Source organism: Thioclava pacifica DSM 10166 (assembly GCF_000714535.1).
GTDB classification, from domain to species: Bacteria; Pseudomonadota; Alphaproteobacteria; order Rhodobacterales; family Rhodobacteraceae; genus Thioclava; species Thioclava pacifica.
Genome location: NZ_AUND01000012.1, coordinates 259,072 through 280,913, shown reverse-complemented (window position 1 = coordinate 280,913; position 21,842 = coordinate 259,072). Strand labels below are relative to the sequence as shown.

At 61.5% G+C, this 21,842-nt stretch carries 23 protein-coding genes; 14 read left to right on the top strand and 9 right to left on the bottom strand.

Annotated features, from left to right (window positions below):
- Positions 1–32: 32 nt before the first annotated feature.
- From dnaA to mutM, 4 genes are all read right to left on the bottom strand, one after another.
- Positions 33–1,403 carry a chromosomal replication initiator protein DnaA gene (gene dnaA / locus TP2_RS07160; protein WP_038075342.1) on the bottom strand — a complete coding sequence of 457 codons (1,371 nt, stop codon included), beginning with the start codon at positions 1,401–1,403 and terminating at the stop codon, positions 33–35.
- A gap of 478 nt (positions 1,404–1,881) precedes the next feature.
- Positions 1,882–2,148: a 30S ribosomal protein S20 gene (gene rpsT / locus TP2_RS07155; protein ID WP_038075340.1), complete on the bottom strand. Its 267-nt coding sequence runs from the start codon at positions 2,146–2,148 to the stop codon at positions 1,882–1,884.
- A 200-nt stretch (positions 2,149–2,348) separates the two neighbouring features.
- Positions 2,349–3,125, bottom strand: coding sequence for an enoyl-CoA hydratase (locus TP2_RS07150; protein ID WP_038075337.1), 777 nt, complete (start codon positions 3,123–3,125; stop codon positions 2,349–2,351).
- 87 nt (positions 3,126–3,212) lie between these two features.
- Positions 3,213–4,058 carry a bifunctional DNA-formamidopyrimidine glycosylase/DNA-(apurinic or apyrimidinic site) lyase gene (gene mutM / locus TP2_RS07145; RefSeq protein WP_038075334.1) on the bottom strand — a complete coding sequence of 282 codons (846 nt, stop codon included), beginning with the start codon at positions 4,056–4,058 and terminating at the stop codon, positions 3,213–3,215.
- Positions 4,059–4,134: 76 nt separating this feature from the next.
- Between mutM and ubiE the strand changes: the two genes are divergently transcribed.
- Together ubiE and ubiB are read left to right on the top strand one after the other, a co-directional pair.
- A complete protein-coding gene (ubiE, locus tag TP2_RS07140) occupies positions 4,135–4,887 on the top strand; it encodes a bifunctional demethylmenaquinone methyltransferase/2-methoxy-6-polyprenyl-1,4-benzoquinol methylase UbiE (protein ID WP_038075331.1) in 753 nt (250 codons plus the stop codon).
- Between the two features lie 3 nt (positions 4,888–4,890).
- Positions 4,891–6,420 (top strand): 2-polyprenylphenol 6-hydroxylase, encoded by a 1,530-nt coding sequence (gene ubiB, locus TP2_RS07135; RefSeq protein ID WP_038075328.1) that lies wholly within the window; start codon positions 4,891–4,893, stop codon positions 6,418–6,420.
- On the opposite strand, the gene TP2_RS07130 is transcribed toward ubiB, so the two are convergent.
- Both TP2_RS07130 and fliK read right to left on the bottom strand, forming a co-directional pair.
- The gene (locus TP2_RS07130; protein ID WP_038075326.1) at positions 6,417–7,088 is read right to left on the bottom strand and encodes a flagellar hook capping FlgD N-terminal domain-containing protein; all 672 of its coding nucleotides are present in this window, start codon (positions 7,086–7,088) and stop codon (positions 6,417–6,419) included. The two genes, ubiB and TP2_RS07130, sit on opposite strands and share 4 nt — an antisense overlap.
- Before the next feature lie 9 nt (positions 7,089–7,097).
- Entirely contained in the window at positions 7,098–9,047 is a 1,950-nt protein-coding gene (gene fliK / locus TP2_RS07125) for a flagellar hook-length control protein FliK (protein ID WP_038075323.1), read from the bottom strand.
- A gap of 110 nt (positions 9,048–9,157) precedes the next feature.
- Between fliK and TP2_RS07120 the strand changes: the two genes are divergently transcribed.
- From TP2_RS07120 to TP2_RS07095, 6 genes are all read left to right on the top strand, one after another.
- Positions 9,158–9,457, top strand: coding sequence for a rod-binding protein (locus TP2_RS07120; protein ID WP_038075321.1), 300 nt, complete (start codon positions 9,158–9,160; stop codon positions 9,455–9,457).
- Positions 9,447–9,788, top strand: coding sequence for a hypothetical protein (locus TP2_RS07115; RefSeq protein ID WP_157617065.1), 342 nt, complete (start codon positions 9,447–9,449; stop codon positions 9,786–9,788). The genes TP2_RS07120 and TP2_RS07115 overlap by 11 nt, the downstream gene beginning before the upstream one ends.
- Before the next feature lie 216 nt (positions 9,789–10,004).
- A complete protein-coding gene (locus TP2_RS07110) occupies positions 10,005–11,534 on the top strand; it encodes a flagellin N-terminal helical domain-containing protein (RefSeq protein ID WP_038075316.1) in 1,530 nt (509 codons plus the stop codon).
- An 86-nt stretch (positions 11,535–11,620) separates the two neighbouring features.
- Positions 11,621–11,998, top strand: a complete 378-nt coding sequence (flaF, locus tag TP2_RS07105) for a flagellar biosynthesis regulator FlaF (protein WP_038075313.1) — start codon at positions 11,621–11,623, stop codon at positions 11,996–11,998.
- A complete protein-coding gene (gene flbT / locus TP2_RS07100; RefSeq protein ID WP_038075312.1) occupies positions 11,995–12,399 on the top strand; it encodes a flagellar biosynthesis repressor FlbT in 405 nt (134 codons plus the stop codon). The genes flaF and flbT overlap by 4 nt, the downstream gene beginning before the upstream one ends.
- Positions 12,396–13,214, top strand: coding sequence for a DUF1217 domain-containing protein (locus TP2_RS07095; protein WP_038075311.1), 819 nt, complete (start codon positions 12,396–12,398; stop codon positions 13,212–13,214). Before flbT ends, TP2_RS07095 begins: the two co-directional genes overlap by 4 nt.
- Here the strand turns inward: TP2_RS07095 and TP2_RS07090 are convergent, their stop codons facing one another.
- On the bottom strand, positions 13,215–14,207 hold the full coding sequence (locus TP2_RS07090) for an asparaginase (protein ID WP_038075306.1): 993 nt from the start codon (positions 14,205–14,207) through the stop codon (positions 13,215–13,217). It lies immediately after the preceding gene.
- A 160-nt stretch (positions 14,208–14,367) separates the two neighbouring features.
- Here TP2_RS07090 and TP2_RS07085 point away from each other — a divergent pair, with 160 nt between their 5' ends.
- From TP2_RS07085 to TP2_RS07070, 4 genes are all read left to right on the top strand, one after another.
- Entirely contained in the window at positions 14,368–14,889 is a 522-nt protein-coding gene (locus tag TP2_RS07085; protein WP_420804597.1) for an invasion associated locus B family protein, read from the top strand.
- 134 nt (positions 14,890–15,023) lie between these two features.
- Entirely contained in the window at positions 15,024–16,205 is a 1,182-nt protein-coding gene (gene rlmN / locus TP2_RS07080) for a dual-specificity RNA methyltransferase RlmN (protein WP_038075303.1), read from the top strand.
- A 62-nt stretch (positions 16,206–16,267) separates the two neighbouring features.
- The gene (locus TP2_RS07075) at positions 16,268–17,242 is read left to right on the top strand and encodes an amidoligase family protein (protein ID WP_038075300.1); all 975 of its coding nucleotides are present in this window, start codon (positions 16,268–16,270) and stop codon (positions 17,240–17,242) included.
- Positions 17,239–17,949 (top strand): gamma-glutamyl-gamma-aminobutyrate hydrolase family protein, encoded by a 711-nt coding sequence (locus tag TP2_RS07070; protein WP_038075297.1) that lies wholly within the window; start codon positions 17,239–17,241, stop codon positions 17,947–17,949. Before TP2_RS07075 ends, TP2_RS07070 begins: the two co-directional genes overlap by 4 nt.
- A gap of 10 nt (positions 17,950–17,959) precedes the next feature.
- Here TP2_RS07070 and TP2_RS07065 read toward each other — a convergent pair whose 3' ends face one another.
- On the bottom strand, positions 17,960–18,784 hold the full coding sequence (locus TP2_RS07065; RefSeq protein ID WP_038075294.1) for an LOG family protein: 825 nt from the start codon (positions 18,782–18,784) through the stop codon (positions 17,960–17,962).
- Between the two features lie 81 nt (positions 18,785–18,865).
- Here TP2_RS07065 and dapD point away from each other — a divergent pair, with 81 nt between their 5' ends.
- Positions 18,866–19,693: a 2,3,4,5-tetrahydropyridine-2,6-dicarboxylate N-succinyltransferase gene (dapD, locus tag TP2_RS07060; RefSeq protein WP_038075291.1), complete on the top strand. Its 828-nt coding sequence runs from the start codon at positions 18,866–18,868 to the stop codon at positions 19,691–19,693.
- A 52-nt stretch (positions 19,694–19,745) separates the two neighbouring features.
- On the opposite strand, the gene TP2_RS07055 is transcribed toward dapD, so the two are convergent.
- Positions 19,746–21,158, bottom strand: a complete 1,413-nt coding sequence (locus TP2_RS07055; protein ID WP_038075288.1) for a hypothetical protein — start codon at positions 21,156–21,158, stop codon at positions 19,746–19,748.
- Between the two features lie 169 nt (positions 21,159–21,327).
- On the opposite strand from TP2_RS07055, the gene TP2_RS07050 reads away from it, so the two are divergent.
- Positions 21,328–21,672 carry a hypothetical protein gene (locus tag TP2_RS07050; RefSeq protein ID WP_038076140.1) on the top strand — a complete coding sequence of 115 codons (345 nt, stop codon included), beginning with the start codon at positions 21,328–21,330 and terminating at the stop codon, positions 21,670–21,672.
- Positions 21,673–21,842 lie beyond the last annotated feature (170 nt).

Here is a 21,842-nt window from a genome sequence, read left to right as displayed (position 1 = left end):
TTTGCCCGGAGCGTCAAGCCCGCGGGCTCAGATCAGCTCTCGAGGAGGCGGCGGAGCAACTCGATATCTTCGGCGAGTTGCGAATCCGTCGCGCGCAGCTCCTCGATCTTGCGAATTCCGTGCATGATCGTGGTGTGATCGCGGCCGCCGAAACGGCGCCCGATATCGGGCAGCGACCGGGTGGTCAGCGATTTCGCGAGGAACATCGCCACCTGACGCGGACGGGCGATCGCGCGCAGGCGCTTCGGACCGACCAGATCGGAAAGGCGGACGTTGTAATGCTCCGCCACCTTGCGCTGGATTTCCTCGACCGTGACCTTGCGCTCGGATTGGCGCAGCTGGTCCTTGAGGCATTCCTGCGCGAGATCCATCGTGATCTCACGACCGATCAGCGAGGCGTAGGCGAAGAGACGGGTCAGTGCGCCTTCGAGAATGCGCACGTTTGAGCTGATGCGATGCGCGATGAATTCGAGCACGCCGGGCGCGATCTGGAGATCGGGATATTCGGCGCGATAGGCATCGGTCTTCGTCTGGAGGATGCCGAGGCGCAGTTCGTAATCGGTCGGGTGCAGGTCGACGACGAGGCCGCAGGAGAGGCGCGACTTGATGCGCTCTTCAAGATCCTTGATTTCGCCCGGTGCGCGATCGGCAGAGATGACGATCTGTTTGCCCTGATCGACGAGCGCGTTGAACGTGTGGAAGAACTCTTCCTGCGTCGACTCCTTGCCGGCGATGAACTGCACGTCATCGACCATGAGAACGTCGATCGAGCGGAACATCTCCTTGAAGTCCATGATCTGCTTGTCGCGCAGCGCTTGAATGAAGCGATACATGAACTGCTCGGCCGAGAGATAGAGCACGCGCAGATCGGGGCGCTGCACCCGAAGCTCATGCGCGATCGCATGCATCAGGTGCGTTTTGCCGAGGCCAACGCCACCATAAAGGAAAAGCGGGTTGAAGGTGACAGGGCCGCCTTCGGCGACGCGCTTGGCGGCGGCGTGCGCAAGTTCGTTCGGCTTGCCGACGACGAAGCTGTCGAAGGTGAAACGCGCATCGAGCGGCGCACCGGGGAGCGGCTCGGCTTCGGCGCGGACGGGCTTGCGCGGTTTGACCGGAGCGGCTGCGGGTTTCGCGGCGGGCTTGATGCCATTCGCGGCCTGGCGCAGCGGCACGGAAATATCAACGCGCTCGGCGCTCACGCCAGCACGACGCAGCTCGCTCAGAATCGGTTCGGCGAAATTGCGCGAGACCCAGTCGCGCATGAATTTGGTCGGGGCTCGGAACGAGGCGATGCCGTCCTCGAGGTGGATCAGTTCCAGCGGAGCAATCCAGGTCGTATAGTTATTCTGCCCAACGGTTTTTTGAAGTTCATTGCAGACCCGTCCCCAGGTATCGTCTGTCATTTTCCCGCCCATATATCACACACATCAAGTGCGACGAGATCGCCTCGGACACATGCGGAAGTGCGGCTGGCAGGCCGTCTCCTCCCCATGGCAACGAGACATGACAGCCGCCCCGGGAATCCTCCCGGTTGCAGGCTTACCTGCCGAAGCTGAGGGTCTTGAGCCCTCGAGAATCGGAATCGCATCTTGCCGGGCCGCGGCGAAGCTTTTTCTTTGTCGTGGCAGACTTATTGCCCGACGACAGCCCGAAAAATGCGTCATGTCCCCCAAGGCGACGTGAATCGCAAGGTGAAGCTAGCAAGCCCTCGCGGCGACAGGCAACTGACCTTTGCTCTTGACGGGAGATTCCGGAAAACGAATCTCGGGGGGCTGCGCAAAACTGCAACAGTTATGTGTCAACGCGTTGATTAGGCATAAAAAAACGCGCCTGCACGAAAAGCAGGCGCGTTTTTGTAAACGAATCCAGTCGTTTTGCGGATCAGGCGTTGAGAGCCTTCACGCGCGAGGCCAGGCGCGACACTTTGCGCGAGGCGGTGTTCTTGTGGATGACGCCTTTGGTCACGCCGCGTGCGATCTCGGGCTGAGCGTTGCGCAGAGCGGTGGTCGCGGCGGCATAGTCACCCGAAGCGATCGCTTCTTCGACTTTGCGGATATAGGTGCGGATGCGCGAGCGACGCGCTTTGTTGATGTCCTGACGACGCTCGTTCTGACGGGCGCGCTTTTTGGACTGGGGCGTATTGGCCATGGTCTGTTTCCCACTTTCCGGGTCTGTTCATATCTCAATTGCACGACAGACCCCGGGCTTCCAGAGAACCGGATGATTCTAGCCTGAGCGGGCTCCACGCGCATGTAAGCGGGCCTCTTAGGGCAAAAGTGCCTGAAGGGGAAGCCCATAATTGCGAAACGGGGCCGAAGCCCCGCCTGCGTGTTCGATCTTTCGCGCGATCACTTGTCGCGGAACTGGGGCTCGCGCTTCTCGAGGAAGGCGGCCATGCCCTCTTTCTGATCCTCGGTGGCAAACAGCGCGTGGAAGAGACGGCGCTCGAAGAGGATGCCTTCCTCCATCGTCGTCTCGTAGGAGCGGTTGACCGCTTCCTTTGCCGCAGCGGCCGCCAGCATCGACTTCTCAGCAATCTTCTGGGCCGCAGCCATTGCCTCGGGGATCAGTTTCGCGTTGGGCACGACACGGCTCACGAGCCCGGAGCGTTCGGCCTCGGCCGCATCCATGAAGCGGCCCGTGAGATGCATGTCCATCGCCTTGGACTTGCCGACGAAGCGGGTCAGGCGCTGGGTGCCACCGATGCCGGCAATAACGCCGAGATTGATCTCGGGCTGGCCGAACTTGGCGTTCTCGGCGCAAATGATGAAGTCGCACATCATCGCCAATTCGCAGCCGCCCCCGAGCGCGTAGCCCGAGACGGCGGCAATGATCGGTTTGCGGATGCGCTTGATCGCTTCTGCTTCGACGCCGAAGAAATCGCTCGTGAACATGTCCACGAAGCTCTTTTCCGACATCTCCTTGATGTCCGCCCCGGCCGCGAAGGCCTTTTCCGAGCCGGTAATGACGATGCAGCGCACCTTGTCATTCTCTTCCGCCGATTTCAGCGCCTCGGCCAGTTCCCCCAGCAATTGGGAGTTCAGGGCGTTCAGGGCTTCGGGGCGGTTGAGCCGGATCAGGGCAACGTAGTCCTCGATCTCGACGATCAGGGTCTGGTAGGCCATTCGGTCTTGCCTTTCCTTGTGTCTGAACGCGACTCCTAGCAGAGGAGGAGGCCAGATCAAGCGTCTAATGACATTCGGGGCGTGGCGTCATTTCTGGCAGGCGGGGCAGAAATAGGTCGAGCGGCCCGATTGCACGATGCGCCGGATCGAGGTGCCGCAGGTCATGCAGGGCGCCTCCTCGCGGTCATAGACATGGAAGCTGTGCTGGAAATATCCGAGTTCGCCATCCGCCTGACGGTGGTCGCGCAAGGATGAGCCGCCCGCGGCGATCGCCTCGGTCAGCACTTCGCGGATGATCGGCACCAGCGAGGCCAGCCGCGCGTTGGAAATGCGTTTCGCCTGACGGCGCGGATCGATTCCCGCACGGTGGAGCACCTCGCAGACATAGATATTGCCCAGCCCCGCAACGACATGCTGATCGAGCAGCGCCGTCTTGATCGGGCTCGCGCGGCGTTTGAGCGCCTCGACGAGATACTCTTCGTGAAAGTCGTTGCCGAAGGGTTCGGGGCCGATTCCCGCGAGCAGCCAATGCGCCGCCTCACGCTCGGTCAGCACCAGATCCATCGCTCCGAACCGGCGCGCATCGTTGAAGGTCACGCGCCCGCCGCCCGACATGTGCAGCACGACATGGTCGTGTTTCAAAGGGGCAGGGTGGTCGAGGTGGAACTCTCCGAGGGTAACCCCCGAAACCAGCATCCGCCCAGACATGCCAAGGTGAATGAGCAGGCTCTCCCCGGTATCGAGATCGGCGAGGATGTATTTCGAGCGCCGCCGCAGCCGCTCGACCTTCGCGCCGGTCAGCCGCTCGGCCATGCGTTCGGGCAGGGGCCAGCGCAGGTCGGGGCGATTCACCTCGGCCCGCTCGATCCGGTGGCCTTCCATCGCAGGCGCCAGCCCGCGACGAACCGTCTCGACCTCGGGCAATTCGGGCATTGTTCCTCCTCATCGGATTGTCTTGCGGCAAAGGGCCCCTATAAGAAGGGGGAGAATTCAGGATCGGCAAGGGCCCATGAGCGCAGAGCAATCAAAGACCACGCATTTCGGCTTTCAGACCGTGGACGAAGACGCGAAGGCCGGGATGGTCCATGGCGTGTTTTCGCGGGTGGCCTCGAAATACGACATCATGAACGATCTGATGAGCGTCGGCATTCACCGCGTCTGGAAGGATGCGATGATGGACTGGCTCGCGCCGCGCCCGGGGCAGAAGCTGCTGGATGTGGCGGGCGGCACGGGCGACGTGTCCTTCCGTTTCCTCAAGCGCGCGGGCTCGGGCCATGCCACGGTCTGCGACATGACCGAGTCGATGCTGGTCGAAGGCCGCAAGCGGGCCGAGGCCGAAAGCCTTGCCGACAGTCTCGATTGGGTGGTGGGCGATGCGATGGCGCTGCCCTTTGCCGATAACAGCTTTGACGTCTACACGATCTCCTTCGGGATCCGGAACGTGACGCGCATCCCCGACGCGCTGAAGGAAGCCTACCGCGTGCTGCGTCCGGGCGGGCGGCTGATGGTGCTGGAATTCAGCCAGATCCCGAACGAGATGATGCAGAAGGCCTATGACCTCTATTCCTTCAACGTGATCCCGAAGATGGGCGAGATCGTCGCGAATGACCGCGACAGCTACCAGTATCTGGTGGAATCGATCCGCAAGTTCCCGCCGCAGGAGACCTTCGCGCAGATGATCCGCGAGGCCGGGTTCGAGAACGTCTCTTACCGCAACCTGTCGATGGGGATCGCGGCGCTGCATTCGGGCTGGAAAATCTGAGCGATGCGCGGACCGCATAACATCTGGCGCCTGATCCGAACCGGCGCGACCTTCATCCGCACCGGCGCGATGCATCAGGCGCTCGAGGCGATGGATACGCCGCCGCGCCTGCGTGCGGTGGCCTATGCGATCAGCGCGCCTTTCGCCTGGCTTGGCTACAAGGGCGATCCGGAGCTGCCGCCGGTGACGCGGGCGATCACCGCGCTGGGTCCGGCCTATATCAAATTCGGGCAGGTCCTCTCGACGCGGCCTGATGTGGTGGGCGATGAGCTCGCCGATCAGCTGCGCGTCCTGCAGGACAAGCTGCCGCCTTTCGACACGGGCATCGCAAAGCGGATGATCGAGGAAGAGCTTGGCGCGCCGGCCGACAGGCTCTTCATGGAGTTCTCCGAGCCGGTCGCCGCGGCCTCAATCGCGCAGGTCCATTCCGCGCGCCGTGCCGATACCGGCGAGAAGGTCGCGGTGAAGGTGCTGCGCCCGGGGATCGAGCGGGCCTTCCGCCGCGATCTCGACGCGTTCCATTTTGCGGCCGGGATGATCGAACGGCTCTCGCCCGCCTCGCGTCGCCTGCGCCCGACCGAGGTGGTGAAACATTTCGAATCCGTGGTTCTGGGCGAGCTGGATCTACGTCTCGAGGCCTCGGCCGCCTCGCAATTCGGTGCGAATACCAAAGACGACGCCGGCTTCCTCGTGCCGCAGCCCGCGTGGAATTTTTCGGCCAAGCGGGTGATGGTGCTTGATTGGGCCGAAGGGCTGCCGCTTGGCGATCGCGAGGCGCTGATCGCGGCGGGTCACAATGTGAACCTGATCGGCGAGCGGGTATTGCAGCTCTTTCTCAGTCATGCGCTGCGCGACGGCTATTTCCATGCCGACATGCATCACGGGAACCTCAAGGTCGCCGCGAATGGCGACATTCTCGCCTATGATTTCGGGATCATGGGGCAGATCGACGAATATACCCGTCGCGTCTATGCCGAGATCCTGATGGGCTTCATCCAGCGCGATTACCGCCGGGTGGCCGAGGTCCATTTCGAAGCGGGCTATGTACCTGCCGATCGCGATGTCGACGATTTCGCGCTGGCGCTGCGCGCCGTGGGCGAGCCGATTTTCGGCATGGATGCCGAGCATATCTCGATGGCGCGGCTTCTGGCCTATCTCTTCGAGGTGACCGAGCGCTTCGGGATGCAGACCCAGACCCAGCTGATCTTGCTGCAACGCACGATGGTCGTGGTCGAGGGGGTGGCGCGCTCGCTCAACCCAACGATCAACATGTGGGAGGTCGCCCGCCCCGTCGTCGAGAAGTACATCCGTGAGAATCTCGGGCCGCGCGCCGCGCTCAATGACTTGCGGCGCACGGTTCAGGTGCTGGGTCGCTTCGGGCCGGAACTGCCTGAGCTGCTCAAGGCCGCGATCCGCCGTCAGACAGAAGAGCCCCCGGCACCGGTCGAACCGAAGGGCTGGCGCTATGCCGCGCTGGTCGCCGGGGGCGTGGCTCTGTTGCTGATCGGGGTGCTTCTGGGCGAATTGATCTAACCCTCGCGCAGGGCGGTCACGGCTTCGGTCGAGATCGCGCTGCCTCCTTCGAGGATAAGAACCGGCCCGCTTGCAGTGCCTTGAGCCTCTGTAATCCGATTATAGGTTTCGACGGCAGTCGTGCCGATAAGCGTGCCCCCTGAATAACTTTCGAGGCTGAATTCGTAAACGCCCGCCGGAAGGGTCGCGCCACTGGCATCACGCCCGTCCCAGGCGCGCAGTTCGGCGCTGACCGGAATGGCTTCGCGCGCGACGGTCGCTCCGCTGGCATCGCTCACCACGAGGATCGCTTGATCCGCCCCGAGTATGGGGTTCGGCGAGAGCGCGACCGGGCTGTCCCCGTCAAACCAGGCGGGGGCCTCGGCGCGGGCTTGCATCCCGACCCAGCCTGCCAGTTCCGACATGCCGTTGAGACCGAGCTGCGTGCTCAGGGTCTGGAGCAGATCGTTGGTCTTCACTTGTTGCTCAACCCCGGAAAACGTCGCGAGTTGCACCGCGTAATCCGAGCTTTCGATCGGGTTGAGGGGGTCTTGATTCTGCATCTGTACCGTCAGCATGGTCAGAAAGGTCTGGAAATCCGAACTGAGACCCGCGCTTTGCGCGGTGGTGGCGGAATTTGCGGCCGCTGTGACGGCGCTGCTGGCGGTGATAGGTGTGGTGGTCGTCATTTTCTGTCCTCACATCCTCAAGTCGAGACCCGACGCGGCCGAGTGTATCGGCACGAATCGGGCGGGCGGACGCTCTGCCAGTTCTGGAACCTGCGGCGAGAGCCAATCCTGGCCTTCGTCGGATCTTTCACGCTGTGCGAACGCGTTCCGGCCACGATTCTGGTCAAAGGTGAAATTCAGCGTGACGTAGCCAAGATCGCGCATTTCCCGCGCGAGGCTGTCGATATGACGGCGCATCAGGTCGAGCGTCTCGGGACGCTCCGCCTGAACCGCGACGGTCATGGATTGGTCATGGCCATGAAGCGTGAGCCGCACGCGGCCCAGCTCTTCAGGCGATAGCGAAATTTCGACCGGCTGATCGGGCATCTGGGCCAAAGCGGTGCCGATTTGCTGCCCGACAGCCTGTGCGAGCGCGGGCGTGGAAGGTGCTGAGGTGGGGCGCAGCTGTTCCGGAGCGGTTGCGGCAGGTAGATCTGGGCGTGCGAAAGGGGGATCGAACGCGGGCGCGCGCAAATCGGTCAGGCCGTCGCCGTGTTCCAAAATGGCTTTGGAGATGACTGGCGGCGCAGACACGTCTCTCGGCCCATCGGCGCGGAGCGTCTCGGGACGGAAGACAAGGTGATCTTGCGCGGAGCTTTCAGACACCACGCCGGGTTGCGGCCTGAGCCGTGCATGTACACTTGTGGTATGCGGCGCGTCCTGGGAGGGCTCCGAAGCCGCCTCACCCTCGATCTTGGGTTCGATCGGGTTTGCCGTAGCTGGTTGGGCGGCACCCGGAGCCAGTGCCGAAACAAGGGTTTCAGTTTGGACCGGAGGGGCATCGGACGGCTGAGACTGCGTTGGCGCCGCGAGAGGGCTCACGGAAGGGACAAGCTGTGCGATCACCGGGTCGGCCGCTTTACGCAAGGCTGTGCCTCGGTCAACAAAGGTGTGGATGCTCTGCGCTCCGGGGTTGGCAAAGCCGATGTGCTCCGACGCGTCGATCGTGCCGGCCATCTCAGGTTTTTGCGTTGATTGTGCCGGTTGCGTCGGCTCGGCGATTTGGTGGCGGTGATCGCTTTCTTGCGCGCGGGGCATCATGTTTTGCGTTTGAGACGGAGATCCGGCAGTGGCCTCCACCGCGCCCTGCTCAGGCTGAGACGCGGGCAAGGACGAAATCGGCGTAGAGACGATTTCGGAATTCATATCAATCGGTTGCGCGGGATTTGCCGTTGTGGGTCGTGTCTCGATACCGGGAGTTTCCACGAGAGCCACGTTCTGCTCTGCGTCCGCGCCGGATTGCTCGGGAAGCGAAATCGCGGATGACACTTCCGTCGCCCAACCCATTTCGGTCTGCGGCGTGCCAAGAGATCGGCCTGTCGTCTGTGTGGTCATTTCCGGAGCAGAGCCCAAAGGAATGGCGCTCAGTTTCCTGTCACCGTGGGGCATCTCCCGAGAATCCGGTAGAAGAGGTGCCGTTAGAGCAGGGACCGGCGAGGGCGTTTCGGAAATCCCAGCGTTGTCCTCATCGGATTTGGGCTCTTTGGACGAGTGCAAAGGCTTCGGCTCTACCCGGTTGGCGTCACTTGGCGGTAGGATCGCTGCGCGAAGACTGACCATTTCGGCAATACCCGGTTGTGGTATCTGTGCCGAGCTCCGGTCGGCAGCGATATCTGCCAGACCCTTTTCCGTCGACGTTGTCTTGGCTTTGGTCTCGCCGCTTTCACCCTTTTTGTCCTGAGCGATAAGGCTTGAAGTGTCCTCAAACGTGGCGACGTGCTCCTCTTCTTCCAGCCGAAGCTCGGCTGTGAAGGCGAAGGCAGCCGTTTCCGAACGCTGCAAGAGAGAGCCCGGTGCAATGCCTGCCGTGCCGTCGAACGCGGCCCTGAATGGTTCGCCTGCCATCTGCGTATCCGACGCAAACATGGTCTTTTCGGGATGGGGCGCCATAACGGATTCGATGAGCGAAAAGGGAATCATGATCCTCACGACTTCTGCCTGTGAATGAGGCGAGATTGCCGTCTCGGGGTTACCGATTCTTTACCCCCAGCCTGCATGATCGGAAAAAATCGCATCAATTGGAGCAATCCATGCAAATCGGCCAATTTAACTTCGCGACCTCCGCGTCGGATGTCTCGCGGTCAGTAGAGCGGAGCGCTGAATTGCGTCGTTCGGCCCAGGCGCTGGAGGCTGGTTTCCTTTCGGAAATGCTCAAACATGCTGGTTTGGAAGAAATGAACGGTGCTTTTGGTGGAGGAGTGGGTGAAGAACAATTCGCGTCCTTTCTTCGTGACGAGCAGGCAAAGCGCATGGTGACTGCGGGTGGAATCGGTCTCGCTGAGACGATTTTCAATGCGCTCGAGGCTCGCGAGGCGAACGATGTCGAGTGAAACAGCCCCCGTGACTGAGCTGATGAATATTCTGCGGGTCGAACGGGAGGCTATCCGGGCGGCGGATCTCGGTGCGCTAACCGGACTCGCGGACCAAAAACAGCGTGCGCTGGCGCGGCTTGAGAACCCGTCTTCGGAGCAGCTTCTGGCGTTGCGCCAGATGGCAACCGAGAACGAACGTCTTCTCGCCGCAGCACTTCAGGGTGTGCGCGCGGCTCAGACACGGCTGAAAACAATCATGATCGCTGCACGCGGCTTCGATTCCTACGATGCTTCCGGACGTAGAGCCCCGATCCGTCGCGACGGATCGGCCTTCGAACGTCGCGCATAACTCATTAACCCTATTGGTAATTTCTGAACGCGATTTCGAGAAATTCCACAGCATGTTAGGGGCTCTTTAACAGCGATGATCTCATCTTGGGCCCGCATCCATTGGATGGCGCGTGGTCAGATGAAGGCTCCGCATAGGTCAGAACGCCATGAGCGCCGCATGAAATCGCGGCTTTTGAACTTACGGCGCAAAGCGCCGATCGGGAAAGGATAAGACATGTCCAGCATTCTGACGAATACCAGCGCGATGGTCGCGCTTCAGACCCTCAAGGGGATCAATTCCAACCTTGCCACTACGCAATCCGAAATTTCGACGGGTAAATCGGTCGGTTCCGCGAGGGATAATGCCGCCGTCTGGGCCATTTCGAAGGTCATGGAGTCCGATGTGAAGGGCTTCAAGGGAATTTCCGACAGCCTCGCGCTCGGCGAATCGACCGTTGCGGTGGCACGCCAGGCGTCGGAGACGATCACCGACCTTCTGACCGAGATGAAAGGAAAGATCGTCGCCGCACAGGAATCGAACGTCGATCGAGTGAAGATTCAGGACGATATCGTCGCGCTGCGAGACCAAATCAGTTCTGTCGTCGGCGCGGCCCAGTTCAACGGGCTAAACCTGATCGAGGGCATGGACTCGGTTTCGGTTCTTTCGTCGCTCGACCGCCAAACCGATGGAAGCGTGAATGCGTCGCATATCGTCGTGTCGCGCCAAGATCTCACCATGACCGACGGGTCGCTTGGGACCGGTGCAGGACTGACCGACCTCTCGACGAACGTCCAGGCGACTTCCACGACGCTGTCCGCATCGGCAATTCGTGATGACGGGGCCGCATCGCCGACAGCCGCTGATATCAGTCTCACGGGCGATTTCAGCGGTGATTCGTTGTCCTTCAATATTGGTGGCACGACCATTAGTTTCGCAGCTGGCGATCTGAGTGCGACCAATACCACCGCCGCCCAGACGATTGCCGACGCGATCAACGCGGCCCAAATCGAGGGTATCTCGGTCGCAAACAATAGCGGCACGCTTGAATTTGCCTCGACGCGTGATTTCGATCCGACCACGATTGCGGTGACCCAAGGCGGTGCATCTGCGGGCACGCTGGGCGCGACTTCGGTGACACTCGATCAGCGCGCAGAGAGCTTCACTTTCTCGAATGTGACCGTAAACGAGGGTGACGGTTATCAGTTTGCGCTGTCGAACGGTGTTACGGCGACTTATGTGGCGAGCAGTGGCGACACGATGGAAGATGTCGTCAAAGGGCTGAAGGTCGCAATCGACTCCGAGAACAATGCGGATCTGGCAACTAAGGTTTCTAAGAACGCTTCCGATCAATGGGTTCTCGAGATTGCCAACAGCAATTCGACTGATGCAACCGTGACGATCACAGCCAATGATGATGCCAACGATAACGCCGTGCAGACCGGTGGCATGTCAGGGCTCGATGATATCGATGTGACGACGAATGCTGGCGCTTCGGCGGCACTCGATAATATCGAGATGATGATCCAGACCTCGATTGAAGCGGCGGCGCAGTTTGGTTCGGTCGCCAGCCGGATCGAAACGCAATCGAGTTTCATTTCGAATCTCACTGACTCGATGAAGGCCGGGATTGGCTCGCTGGTCGATGCGGATATGGAAGAGGCCTCGGCACGTCTTCAGGCTCTGCAGACCCAGCAACAGCTTGGGATCCAAGCGCTTTCGATCGCCAACCAGCAGCCGCAGAACATCCTGTCGTTGTTCCGCTGACCTGATCCTGGGGCGCCGGAAACGGCGCCCCTTTTCCTCGCGGAAAAGCCGCGCAACGCAGCATTCAGCCACAGGAAGGATTTCCCGTGTACGCGACGACCTTGGCCAAAACGGCCTATGCCAACCCAACCCAGCCTGCGCGCACCGCTCGAGGCACGGAGTTCGAGCTTTTCGCGCGGATCACGCGCCGCCTCAAACAGGCCGAAGATGCTGGCGCGGCACAGTTTCCCGCTCTCGCCGAGGCAATATACGACAACCGCAAGCTCTGGACCGTTCTGGCAGCGGATGTGGCTGATCCCGCGAATGAACTTCCTAAAGAGCTGCGCGCGCGTCTCTTCTATCTGAACGAATTCACGCAGTCTCACAGTCGAAAGGTTCTCTTGGGTGGGGCGTCGGCAGATGTCCTGGTAGAAATCAACACCGCTATCATGCGCGGGCTTCGTCAGGATGGAGGGGCGGCATGACTGGTCTCGTCCTGAAGCTGGCACCGAAGGAACGGGTTCTGATCAATGGCGCCGTGATCGAAAATGGGGAAAGACGTTCGCGCTTGGCGATCATGACGCCCAATGCGAATATTCTGCGCCTGCGCGATGCGATCCATCCCGGCGAGGTCAATACCCCGGTACGCCGTGTCTGCTATATCGCCCAGCTCGTGCTCTCGGGAGATGCGGACCCGGAGGAGGCGAAGTTGCAACTGTTGCGCGGGATTGAACAACTTAGCCAAGTGCTCACTGATCACGACAGCCGGACCCAGCTCAATGCGGCGACGCTGGCGGTCATTGACAATCAGCATTACCAGGCACTCAAGGCGTTGCGCAGCCTTCTGCCAAGGGAGGAGCGATTGCTCTCTGCGCGCCCGTCATGAGTTATCAGCCCATCGTTCCAAATTCCGGCTATGCCGGTTGGGGGTTTCTCAACCGGACGATGGCAAGCCAGAAGGCGGCTTTTGTCGCGTCGGCGGAGGTGCAAACTCAGGAGGCGTATTTCCGCGAGAAAATCGGATCGATCACGAGCGCAGAAGATCTGGTTGCCGATCGCAGACTCCTTGGTGTGGCGCTGGGCGCATTCGGTCTTGATGAGGACATTGGAAACACGTTCTTCATTCGTAAAGTGCTCGAAGAGGGGTCGCTGGATGGTGAGGCCTTGGCCAACAAGCTTTCGGACAAACGTTATCTCGCATTTACGAAGGCTTTCGGTTTCGGCAATTACTCGACACCGCGCACGGTGATATCCGATTTCGCCGACGAAATTATCGGGCGATATGAAACGCAGCAGTTCGAGATCGCGGTTGGCGACGCAGATGGGGATATGCGTTTGGCACTTGCCTTGCAGCGCGACCTTCCCGAAGTCGCGGCCAAGGACACAAGCGTTGCGACGAAATGGTATACGATTATCGGAAGCGGTTCACTGAGCAGCGTTTTCCAAACTGCGCTTGGTCTTCCGCCGAGCATCGCGTCGCTCGATGTGGATCAACAGGTGACGATTTATGCGCAGAAAACTGAGGCGTTTTACGGATTTTCTGATCCTGGCCAGTTTGCTGAAGCAGGAGCGCTCGAAAAATTGACACGCGATTTTTTCTTGCGCAGTCAGATCGATAGCGGTGGTTCGATCAGTTCGGGAAATGCCGCGCTTATGCTCTTGCAAGGTGCGGGCACGAGCAGCTTCTCTCTGCTCCTTTGATCAGCCAAACCCCGGGGCCAGCCGCAGCTCGCCGGTGATTAGCCCGCGCCAATTGCGCTGCGATCCGGTCAAAAGCCTTTCCACGACTGGATGGCTGTGCTCAAGCGCGCCGAGGCGAAGCAGGAGCGCAGTGATCGCAGCTTCCGACGCGCGGGTGGCACCGTCGACGATTTTCAGGGCGATGCCGCGCTGTTGCTCTGGCAGGATCGCGACAAAGACGGCTTCCGCTCCGGTCTTCACAGCGACACGACCACCCATAGCGCGCATCAGATCGGTGCAGGCACGCCCGTCACCCGCCACCATTTCGGGGTATCGCCCCATCGCTTGGGCGAGCCGCGCTGCAGCGTTTTCGCGTAGCCCCCCACCAGGTTTGGCCGCGGCAAAGAACTGCATCGCACGGGCCAGCCCCGTCACGCTGGTCGCGAAATTCGGCGCCGAGCAGCCGTCGATCCCGAAACCGGGGGAGGTTTCGCCAGTCACCTCTTCGAAAGCGCTCTTCACGGCCTTTTGTACAGGATGCATCACATCGACATATTCCGAGCCGCCTCCAAGATGGCGGTTGAGGGTCAGAAACCCGGCATGTTTACCCGAGCAATTGTTGTGCATTTGACAAGGCGTGCTGTCCGAACAGATCAGCCGCTTCTTTTCGGCCGGGTCGCGCGGCATATGCGCGCCGCAGCGCAGGTCGTCATCGCTCAATCCGAGCATTGCGAGCCAATCCGCGACAGCCTCACGGTGGCGGGCTTCGCCCGAATGGCTTGCGCAGGCCAAAGCGAGCTGCCGTTCTGTCAGTCCCGCGGCCTCGGACGCCCCGCTTTCGATGAGCGGAAGCGCCTGAATCATCTTCACCGAAGAACGCGGGAAAATCACCGCGTTCGGGTCCCCCCAAGCCATCTCGACACCACCCGGGCCGTAGATAACCGCATGACCGTGATGCTCGGACTCCAACATCCCGCCCCGCCACAATTCGATCATCGGTGCTGCTGTCATCATTCTCTCCGGGTCATGCGCGAAAACTCGCCGTCGCGGGGTTTTCCCCCTAGGCATTTGTAGGTTAAATGAGTGTTATCGAGTGGAAAACGCATCCGCCATGAAAAACAGGGCGACCGGCCCGGGCGATGCAGAGGCAAAACGACAGCTGGAGGCTGTAAGCATGATGAAAATTGGTCTGCGGGTCGCGGCGATTGCTGCGCTCATGTTCGGGGCGGGACAGGGCGCGATGGCTCAGGAGAGCACCAACCGCGTGGCCGCAAACACGGATTGGAGCGTTTTCGTCGACGACAATCCGAAGGAATGCTGGGGCGTGTCGAAGCCGAAGAAGACGGTGAACACGAAAGACGGCAAGGCCGTTCAGGTGCGCCGCGGCGACATTTTGTTGTTCGTCACTTATCGCCCGGGCAAGAAGCCCGAGATTTCCTTCATGGGTGGCTATCCCTTCGCCGACGGCTCGACGGTCGATCTCGAAGTCGGGGGTCAGAAATTCACGCTCTTCACCGATGGGGAGGGCGCATGGGCGGGCTCGCCTGATGAGGATGCCAAGATCATTGCGGCTCTCAAGGCGGGTGCCGATGTGAAACTTACCGCGCGTTCGAGCCGTGGCACCCAGACCGAGGACACGTTCTCGCTGATGGGGTTCACTGCGGCGACGGACGAGGCTGAGAAACGCTGCCAGTAAGACGCGCCTGAAAGAACCGATAAGCCCCGGCCCGCGCGCCGGGGCTTTTGCGTTGTGAGCACGGCTTGCATTGCCCCCTGTTATTGCAGGCCCGAATCCCCTATATGAAGCGCCTCATTTCAAGGAAACGTGCCATGACCAAGCCTTCGGCTCCGATCACGCAAGACGTGCACACGATCCCGCGCAAGCTGCCCGAGGGCGGCAAGGTGAACCTCGTCGGTCTCACCCGTGACCAGCTGCGCGATGTGCTGATCGAGGCGGGGACGCCCGAGAAACAGGCAAAGATGCGCGTCGGCCAGATCTGGCAGTGGATCTACCATTGGGGCGTGCGCGATTTCGCGCAGATGACCAACCTCGCAAAAGATTATCGCGCGATGCTGGCCGAGCGGTTCGAGATCGCCGTGCCCGAAATCGTCTCGAAGCAGGTTTCGATGGATGGTACGCGGAAATACTTGCTGAAGATTGCGGGCGGCCACGAGGTCGAGGCGGTCTATATCCCTGAGGAAAATCGCGGCACACTTTGTATTTCGAGCCAGGTCGGCTGCACGCTCACCTGCTCGTTCTGCCATACGGGCACACAGAAACTGGTGCGCAACCTGACCGCGGGCGAGATCGTCGGTCAGGTGATGGTGGCGCGCGACGATCTTGAGGAATGGCCCGAGCAGAACACGCCGAAGAACGAGACGCGGCTGGTGTCGAATGTCGTTCTGATGGGCATGGGCGAGCCGCTCTATAACTTCGAGAATGTCCGCGACGCGATGCAAGTCGTGATGGATGGCGAAGGTCTGAGCCTGAGCCGACGCCGGATCACGTTGTCGACATCGGGGGTCGTGCCCGAAATCGCCAAGACCGCCGAAGAGATCGGCTGCCTTCTGGCGATTTCCTTCCACGCGACGACCGACGAGGTGCGCGACCGGCTCGTGCCGATCAATAAGAAATGGAACATCGAGACGTTGCTGAATGCGCTGCGCGACTACCCGCGCCTGTCGAATTCCGAGCGCATCACCTTCGAATACGTGATGCTCAAGGGTGTGAACGACAGCGACGAGGATGCACGCCGTCTGGTGAAACTGATCCGTGGCATCCCCGCCAAGATCAACCTGATCCCGTTCAACGAATGGCCGGGCGCTCCTTACGAACGCAGCGATTGGGAGCGGATCGAGAGCTTTGCCGACATCATCTACAAGGCCGGGTACGCTTCGCCGATCCGGACCCCGCGCGGCGAGGATATCATGGCAGCCTGCGGCCAGCTGAAATCGGCGACTGAGCGCGCGCGCAAATCTCGGGCGGAGATTCAGGCCGAGGCGGGGCTCTGAGGGAACCCGCAGGTGGCGTTCGGAATTGTCCCTCATAAGAGGGACATTGAACCGGAGAGATCATGATGCGAGAGGCCATCGCCCCGCTACCGAAACCCGATAATGCCAAGGGCAAACCACGCCGGACCGGCGTGGAGATCGAATTCGCCGGCCTGACAGAAGAGCGCATCGCTCATATCGCCGCCGATGCGCTGGGCGGCGAGGCCGGGAAGGTCGATGGAAGCGACTGGCAGGTCACTGGGAGCAAGATCGGCGATCTTCAGATCTATCTCGATATCTTCCTTCGCAAGGAGGCCGACAGCACCCTCAAGGAGTTCGGTCTGCGGGTCGGGCGTGAGGTCATTCCGGTCGAGATCGTGACCGATCCGCTGCCGCGCGAGGGGCTTCTGCAACTATCTGATTTCATTGAATTGCTGCGCAGCGAAGGTGCAGAAGGAACAGGGCGGTCACCGCTCTACGGATTCGGGTTGCATCTGAACCCCGAGATCGCGTCGGAGACGGCCGAGGATATCGTGCGCCCGCTTCTGGCTTTCGCGCTGATCGAGGAATGGATGCGCGAAGTCTGGCCGATCGAGCGCACGCGCGAGCTGCTGCCCTTCACCGCGCCCTATCCCAAAAAGCTTATCGCCGATCTGGCGACGCTCGGCCCCGATGCCACGCTGGAAGAGGCGATCGCGACCTATCGCAAGCACACGCTGTCGCGCAATCACGGGCTCGATATGCTGCCGATCTTCTGCGAGCTGCGCCCCGATCTGATCGATCCGAAGGAGGGCAAGGGCGGCACCGTCTCGCCGCGCCCGGCCTTCCATTTCCGTCTGCCTGATTGCCGGATAGACGATCCGGATTGGTCGCTCGACAGCGAATGGCGGCGGTGGTGGCTGGTCGAGACGATCGCCGTGGATCGCGAGTTGCTGGAGCGGCTGAGCCGCGAATGGCTCGCCGCGAAAGGCGGCTTTCACCCGTTCGGCGACAAATGGGTCGAGACCTGCGGCACGATTTTGGAGGAGGCGGGTCTGGGTAAGGACGCCCGCGCATGAGGCCGCTGATCGGCATCTCCACCTCGCGCCGGACCGGCTGGCGGGTTTATCCGTTCATTGCGCTGGGTGTCTGGCTCGCGGGTGGGCGCTCGGTGCGCTGGGTCGCGGGACGTCGCGCCGAGGTGCGCCATGTCCACGGGATCATCGTCGGCGGCGGCGATGACATCTCGCCCGAGCTTTACGATGGCGAATTGGTCGCGAGCGCAGTGCTCGACCCGGCACGCGACGAGCTGGAGAAGTGCCTCGTCGAGGAGGCAATGGCGCAGGGCAAGCCGGTGCTGGGCATTTGCCGGGGCGCGCAGATGCTCAATGTCGCTCTGGGCGGCAACCTGCATCAGGACGCCTACAATCATTATGGCGCGCGCAAAAACTCGACGGTTCTGCCCAAGAAGGATGTGCGGATCGAGCCCGGCACGCGGCTTGGTGCGCTCGCGGGGTTGGAGCCGATGCGCGTCAACGCGCTGCATTCGCAGGCCGTCGATCGGTTGGGCGATGGGTTGCGTGTGGCCGCGCGGGATGGCTCCGGCATGGTGCAGGCGGTCGAGCGGATCGAGGAGCCTTTTGCGCTCGGCGTGCAATGGCACCCGGAATATCTGACCTACGCGCATCGCCAGCGGGCGCTGTTCCGCGCCTTGGTCGCGGCGGCGCGCGCGGGTGTCGAGCATCGCGCGCAACTGCCCGAAGTGAGCGCCGAGGCGCAGGCCTAGGCCGCGCCGCTTAGCCGCATTTCGAGTAATCCCAGCCGTCGATCACCGCGACGGCCTCCTCGGCCGTTTCGACGAAGCTGACCAGATCGAGATCCTCGGGCGAGATCGTGCCGGCCTCGGCCAGCCGCTCCCAGTTGATGATCTCTTCCCAGAAACCGCGCCCGAACAGGATGAAGGGGATGGGCGACATCCGGTTCGTCTGGATCAGCGTCAGCGCCTCGAACATCTCGTCGAGCGTGCCGAAGCCGCCGGGGAAGACGCAGATCGCGCGGGCGCGCATCAGGAAATGCATCTTCCGGATCGCGAAATAATGGAAGTTGAAGGCCAGATCGGGGGTGACGAATTCGTTCGGCGCCTGCTCATGCGGCAGCACGATATTGAGCCCGATCGACTGGCCGCCCGCCTCATGCGCGCCGCGATTGCCCGCCTCCATCACGCCGGGACCGCCGCCTGTGCAGATCACGAATTCCCGGCCATAGCTTTTCATCGACCGATCCGTCATCGCCTTGGCAAACAGCCGCGCCTCTTCGTAATAGCGCGACAGCTCGGCCAGATAGGGCGTCTTGGCGCTGTCCTTCTTCTCGGGGGCGGGGATGCGCGCGCCGCCGAACATCACGATGGTCGACTCGATTCCACGTTCGTCCATGATCATCTGCGGTTTCAGGAGCTCGAGCTGCAACCGCACCGGACGCAGCTCCTCGCGCATCATGAAATCGACATCCGTATAGGCCAGCCGATAGGCCGGGGCGCGGGTCTGGGGCGTGTCGGGGATGCGGCCTGCCGTTTGCGCGTCTTCATGCGAGTGGCGGAACGGGTGCGTCGGATCGTCCTTCATGGGGCTCCTGCTCATTGCGCGATTGGCTTTGACCAACTATAGCGTGAACGCTGTAAAGGCCACCTGAAAGAGGATCTGCCCATGTCGAACGCCGCGCTCGAAACTGCCATTGAAGCTGCCTGGGAAGCTCGCGACACCATCACGCCCTCGACGGGCGGTGAGACCCGCGAAGCGATCGAGGATACGCTGAACGCGCTGGATCGCGGCGAGCTGCGCGTGGCCGAGAAACTTGAGAATGGCGACTGGCATGTGAACCAATGGGCGAAGAAGGCGGTTCTGCTCGGCTTCCGTCTGAAGGACATGGAGCAGCAGGATGGCGGCCCGCAGGGCGGTCACTGGTGGGACAAGGTCGACAGCAAGTTCAAAGGCTGGGGCGACAAGGAATGGAAAGCCGCGGGCTTCCGTGCCGTGCCGAACTGCATCGTTCGCAAATCGGCCTATATCGCGCCGGGCGTGGTGTTGATGCCCTCCTTCGTGAACCTCGGTGCCCATGTGGACGAGGGCACGATGGTCGACACCTGGGCGACGGTCGGCAGCTGTGCGCAGATCGGCAAGAACGTGCACCTCTCGGGCGGCGTCGGCATCGGCGGCGTGCTGGAGCCGATGCAGGCAGGACCGACCATCATCGAAGATAACTGCTTCATTGGTGCACGCTCGGAGGTCGTCGAAGGTTGCATCGTGCGCGAAGGTTCGGTGCTCGGCATGGGCGTCTATATCGGCAAATCGACCAAGATCGTCGACCGCGAGACCGGCGAGGTCATGTATGGCGAAGTGCCGCCCTATTCGGTCGTCGTCTCGGGCTCGATGCCCTCGAAGAACGGCATCAACCTTTACTGCGCGGTGATCGTGAAGCGCGTGGATGCGCAGACGCGCTCCAAGACCGGCATCAACGAACTGCTGCGCGACTGACCTGCGCCCGATACGTGAGATATGAGACCGGCGGGCCGTGCCCGCCGGTTTTTCAGTTGAAGTAGATGAAGTAGCGGAAGAACCCGTCATCAAAGAGGCGGAAGATCGCGTTCACATCTCCCATGCCCGTCATGTCGCCTTCTTCAAGATAAGGCAGCACCGCCACACCCTGCATGATCAGCACCGGGTCGAGCGTTTGCGGCTCTTCGAACATGCGCCGGACATTCACGCCCTGATCGGGGAAGCGCCAATGCGGGATAAGCAAATCTCCATTGAGCACCGCTTCGAAGCGATCGAGGAACATCGTCCAGCCGTCCCGCGTCATCTGCGTCACCCGCATATTCGGGAAGACGCCCGTTTGGTTGATATTGGGGACCCATTCGCGCGCGTCATCCGTCTCCGCTCCGATCCGCACCCAGTTCTCGCGGCTCAACTCGACCATCTTGAGGAGATGCGTGCGCACCGAGGCGACGCGTTCCGCATCGACGACCGGCCAACGGAAGAGGTGGACGAAAGCGATCAGGTCCGCGATCTCGCCGCCTTCAAGCGTCTGCCGCAACCGGCTGTATTCGAAATAGCGATCCCCCTCGGGAGAGAGCCGCCACGCATTGGTTTTCTCCTGCCGTTCCTTCCAAGGTGTCCCTTGCGGGAATGACGGCCAGCGCGGCGGATTGCCGTCAGCGTCGAGGAATGTGGCAATCCGATCTCGCGTCTCCTGTTCGGCCGCGCGCAACGGGCCTCCCACAAGATCCGCGCTTGGGAAGACGTTGTGGAAGGTCAGGTTGAACGCCTCGCTCCAGTCATGCCCGCTGACGCCATTCGCCATCGCCGTCAAAAGGTGGCAATAGCCCTGCAGCCAGACTGCGTCGGATTGGTCGAAATCGACGATCAGTTCCGGCTTCTGGCCGATCTGCCGAGCGGTCGCTGAAAGCAGCGAAGAGACGGACTCGCGGGGGCTCACTTCTCCATCGCGGTCGAAATCGAGACCAATCGTTCCGATATCGAGCGTCAGCTCGAACGGTTCCGGGCTGACCTTCCCGAGCGTTGCCTCGGCGATGGCGAGGTCGTCGGTGAAGGCCATGAGCAGCCCGTTGATGGCCTCAAAGCTTGCCGGTTCCGGGTTCGGGTTTTGCGGGATTGGCAGGCGCAGAAACGGCAGGGATGTCAGGCCAAGACCGAAGAAGTTCGTGTCGTAATCGGTCCGCATCCCGTAGGTGTAGAGCCCATGGCCGAGGTTCTCGACCGCGACGAGGAATTGCGCGGCGCCAAGCGCGAAGCGCGCCTGCTGATCGCCCTCGGACGCGGAAAGCGCCTCCGACGCAAGTTGCGCCGCCTCGGCGGGTTTGCCCGCGGTGAGCAAGGATCGGTATGCCTCGGCAAAGGCTTCGTCCGCGTGCGCGCCGGAGGCACCAACTGACAGGATGATCGCGGTCGCGGGCGCGAGAAAGCGACGTGTGAAACGCATGGTGTGACCCCCTCCCCAGAAGATAACTGACCAATGGTACAGCACATTGTCGCGCCGTATCTGATTCCGGTCATTGACAGCGCGCATTCTCCCATGCGCCTTGATACGAGGGCTCTGGACGGCTATGGCGGGCAGGCAGTGCCACCGGGACGAGCGGATGGAGACGGGGATGACCAAGGAAAAACGCAGCCAGCAGGTTTACACCCTCCTTGTCGAGGTTGGACGCGCACCTAATGACGGGTTGCCGAAAGGGGCGTCGGGGGCGGGCTTGCTCTGCTACGCCTCCGGGGTCGACGAGGCGGAGGCTGTGCGCGAGACCGTGGCGATCCTCAAACAAGCCGAGCTCGCACCGCTCGATGTCACCGGCTACGGCACGATCGCGGAGCGCGAGAAACAGGGACACGAAATCGACGACGAGGAGCGGGCGTTGATGGCGCGAGCCCTCGAGGAAAACTCCGTGATCATCGCCCAGATGGAGCCCTATTTCGGCGACGACAAAAAGCCGCTGCAATAACCCGCTTGCGCGCTCTGCGCCCCGTTGAAACCTCACGGGGCGTTGATACACTGTTACCAAACAGCGAGCAGGCGGGCAGACAAATGACATTTCCGGGCAAGATTATTCCTCTGACTTTCATGGCTTTTTCGGCGCTTTCGGCCTGTGCAGGCCCGCCCGAATCTTCGCCT

Coding starts and splice junctions, on each gene's coding strand:
- dnaA (WP_038075342.1), bottom strand. CDS start 1,403: ATGACAGACGATACCTGGGGACGGGTCTGCAATGAACTTCAAAAAACC.
- rpsT (WP_038075340.1), bottom strand. CDS start 2,148: ATGGCCAATACGCCCCAGTCCAAAAAGCGCGCCCGTCAGAACGAGCGT.
- TP2_RS07150 (WP_038075337.1), bottom strand. CDS start 3,125: ATGGCCTACCAGACCCTGATCGTCGAGATCGAGGACTACGTTGCCCTG.
- mutM (WP_038075334.1), bottom strand. CDS start 4,058: ATGCCCGAATTGCCCGAGGTCGAGACGGTTCGTCGCGGGCTGGCGCCT.
- ubiE (WP_038075331.1), top strand. CDS start 4,135: ATGAGCGCAGAGCAATCAAAGACCACGCATTTCGGCTTTCAGACCGTG.
- ubiB (WP_038075328.1), top strand. CDS start 4,891: ATGCGCGGACCGCATAACATCTGGCGCCTGATCCGAACCGGCGCGACC.
- TP2_RS07130 (WP_038075326.1), bottom strand. CDS start 7,088: ATGACGACCACCACACCTATCACCGCCAGCAGCGCCGTCACAGCGGCC.
- fliK (WP_038075323.1), bottom strand. CDS start 9,047: ATGATTCCCTTTTCGCTCATCGAATCCGTTATGGCGCCCCATCCCGAA.
- TP2_RS07120 (WP_038075321.1), top strand. CDS start 9,158: ATGCAAATCGGCCAATTTAACTTCGCGACCTCCGCGTCGGATGTCTCG.
- TP2_RS07115 (WP_157617065.1), top strand. CDS start 9,447: ATGTCGAGTGAAACAGCCCCCGTGACTGAGCTGATGAATATTCTGCGG.
- TP2_RS07110 (WP_038075316.1), top strand. CDS start 10,005: ATGTCCAGCATTCTGACGAATACCAGCGCGATGGTCGCGCTTCAGACC.
- flbT (WP_038075312.1), top strand. CDS start 11,995: ATGACTGGTCTCGTCCTGAAGCTGGCACCGAAGGAACGGGTTCTGATC.
- TP2_RS07095 (WP_038075311.1), top strand. CDS start 12,396: ATGAGTTATCAGCCCATCGTTCCAAATTCCGGCTATGCCGGTTGGGGG.
- TP2_RS07090 (WP_038075306.1), bottom strand. CDS start 14,207: ATGATGACAGCAGCACCGATGATCGAATTGTGGCGGGGCGGGATGTTG.
- TP2_RS07085 (WP_420804597.1), top strand. CDS start 14,368: ATGATGAAAATTGGTCTGCGGGTCGCGGCGATTGCTGCGCTCATGTTC.
- rlmN (WP_038075303.1), top strand. CDS start 15,024: ATGACCAAGCCTTCGGCTCCGATCACGCAAGACGTGCACACGATCCCG.
- TP2_RS07075 (WP_038075300.1), top strand. CDS start 16,268: ATGATGCGAGAGGCCATCGCCCCGCTACCGAAACCCGATAATGCCAAG.
- TP2_RS07070 (WP_038075297.1), top strand. CDS start 17,239: ATGAGGCCGCTGATCGGCATCTCCACCTCGCGCCGGACCGGCTGGCGG.
- TP2_RS07065 (WP_038075294.1), bottom strand. CDS start 18,784: ATGAAGGACGATCCGACGCACCCGTTCCGCCACTCGCATGAAGACGCG.
- dapD (WP_038075291.1), top strand. CDS start 18,866: ATGTCGAACGCCGCGCTCGAAACTGCCATTGAAGCTGCCTGGGAAGCT.
- TP2_RS07055 (WP_038075288.1), bottom strand. CDS start 21,158: ATGCGTTTCACACGTCGCTTTCTCGCGCCCGCGACCGCGATCATCCTG.
- TP2_RS07050 (WP_038076140.1), top strand. CDS start 21,328: ATGACCAAGGAAAAACGCAGCCAGCAGGTTTACACCCTCCTTGTCGAG.